Genomic DNA, 1,716 nt, shown 5'->3' with positions numbered 1-1,716 from the left:
AGATAACTCTTGCCCGAGCCCGACGGTCCGAGGATAAATTTATTCCGATTCGTGATGACGCCGCGCTTCATCGGAAGGTCCGAGATGTCCAGATGGAGAGGTATGCCCGACAGGCGGTCGGACATCTTGATTCCGAAGGGCGAGAGCGACGAGCGGTAGTTGGTCTCCTCGTTGAAAAGGCAGAGGGCCTGATCGAGAAAGGTGTAGAAACTCTCCTCGGCGGGGAAGTCGGCCTCGTTGCCGGGAATCGCCGCCCAGAACAACACCGGCACGTCCACCGTGTTGTGATGCGGCGTGCAGCCCATAAGGGCCAGTTGCGAGCCCACGTCGTTGCGGATGCGCTTCAACTCCGCTTCGCTCTCGGCCCATGCCATGACGTTGCAATGGCACCTTACGGAGCGCAGCCCCTGCGAATGCGCCTCATTGAGATACATTTCGATCCACTCCCGGTTGATGGCGTTCGAGCGCGAATAGCCCGCCAGCGAGTTCATGTTCCGGGCCGAGGCTTCGAGGCGCTTGAGCGTTTCGTCGTGGTCGTCGAGGAAGATCACCTGATTGTAGACATGGTTGCAGGAGAGCAGCAGCCCCACGGGCGCCGCGAACGAGAGGCGGCAGTCCGAGCGGTCGGTCGAAAGGCGTTCGTAGCGGAAATCCGTCGCCACGCTCTGTGGCAGCATATCCAGATCGGAGAGCGTGTGCATCGTAAGGAACTTGTCTCCGATGCGCATCACGCCCGGGTCGAGACGGATATCTTCGTTGACGACCGGACTCCGCTCGTCCGAGAGGGCGAAGTAACGGGCCAGCAGCCCGGCGTCGTCTGCCGTGCCGACGATCTCCGTTTCCGTTAGCCGCTCGACGTGCACGAGGCCCGAATCGTTCAGAATGCGCTCCATCTGCTCCGCGGCCTCCAGAAAGCGCGTCACGGCGTCCGTGTCGCGCATCTCCCGCGGGACGATGAAACCCCGGCACAAGACAGACGAGGCGCTGGTCTGCCGCATCCGTTCGGGCGTGGTCTTCGTAACGAACAGGTAGCACGTATGGCGCAGGTAGGGCCGCTCGTTGAAATGACGTTCGTAGGAACGTGCGAGAAAGCTCCGCTCGGAACCCTCCTCCGGAGCCGTGTATCGTTCTTCGATAAAGAAGTCCTGTTTGTGGACGACGGTGTAATCCGGCAGCACTTTCAGGGCTTTGAGCCATGCGCCGTGCAGTGCTTCGTATTCCTCGGCCGTGAGGGTGAAGAGTTCGGGCAGTGTGACGCGGTAGGCCGCAGTGATGTCGGCGAACTTGGAGATGATGCAGTTGTTCTCGACTCTCAGAAGTGGAAATTTCGATTCCAAGGTCGAGGTTTTCAGGGTTCCGCGCATAGGATTACAGTTTTACGGTTCGACGAAAACGCAACAGCCGCCCGACGGCCCGGCGGTGAACGATGCGCCGCGGATGCCGGCGCGAGGCCATGAGCTTCTGAAGCCCGTGGGGGCCGAAACGGCGGTTCAGGTAGAAGGTGCCGCCCGTGACGGCAAGGCCGGCCGTGAGGGCGAAGAGGATGCACAGGCCCTGCGGGACGCCGCTCATGTACATTCCGGCGAAGCAGACGAAGACGCCCAGAAGCCCCGCGACGAACAGCACGAGGTACTGCGCCGTGAGCCGTAGGCTAAGAACCCGGTGCCTTGCCGTATTTCTACGGTAGGTTTCCAAGAACTCGCCTCCGAACCGTGC

General features: G+C 61.2%; 2 protein-coding genes. Both read right to left on the bottom strand.

What is annotated here, in order from left to right:
- On the bottom strand, positions 1 to 1,364 hold a 1,364-nt coding region (locus tag ACESTR_RS16015; RefSeq protein WP_373179439.1), incomplete at its 3' end, for a TraG family conjugative transposon ATPase.
- Between the two features lie 4 nt (positions 1,365 to 1,368).
- On the bottom strand, positions 1,369 to 1,716 hold a 348-nt coding region (locus ACESTR_RS16010), incomplete at its 5' end, for a DUF4133 domain-containing protein (RefSeq protein WP_373179438.1).

Origin of the sequence: Alistipes sp. DJF_B185, from assembly GCF_964250025.1 — a bacterium.
In the GTDB taxonomy this organism is placed as follows: Bacteria; Bacteroidota; Bacteroidia; order Bacteroidales; family Rikenellaceae; genus Alistipes; species Alistipes finegoldii.
Note: the sequence above shows the minus strand (reverse complement) of the source record. Positions and strands in the feature narration are given on the sequence as shown.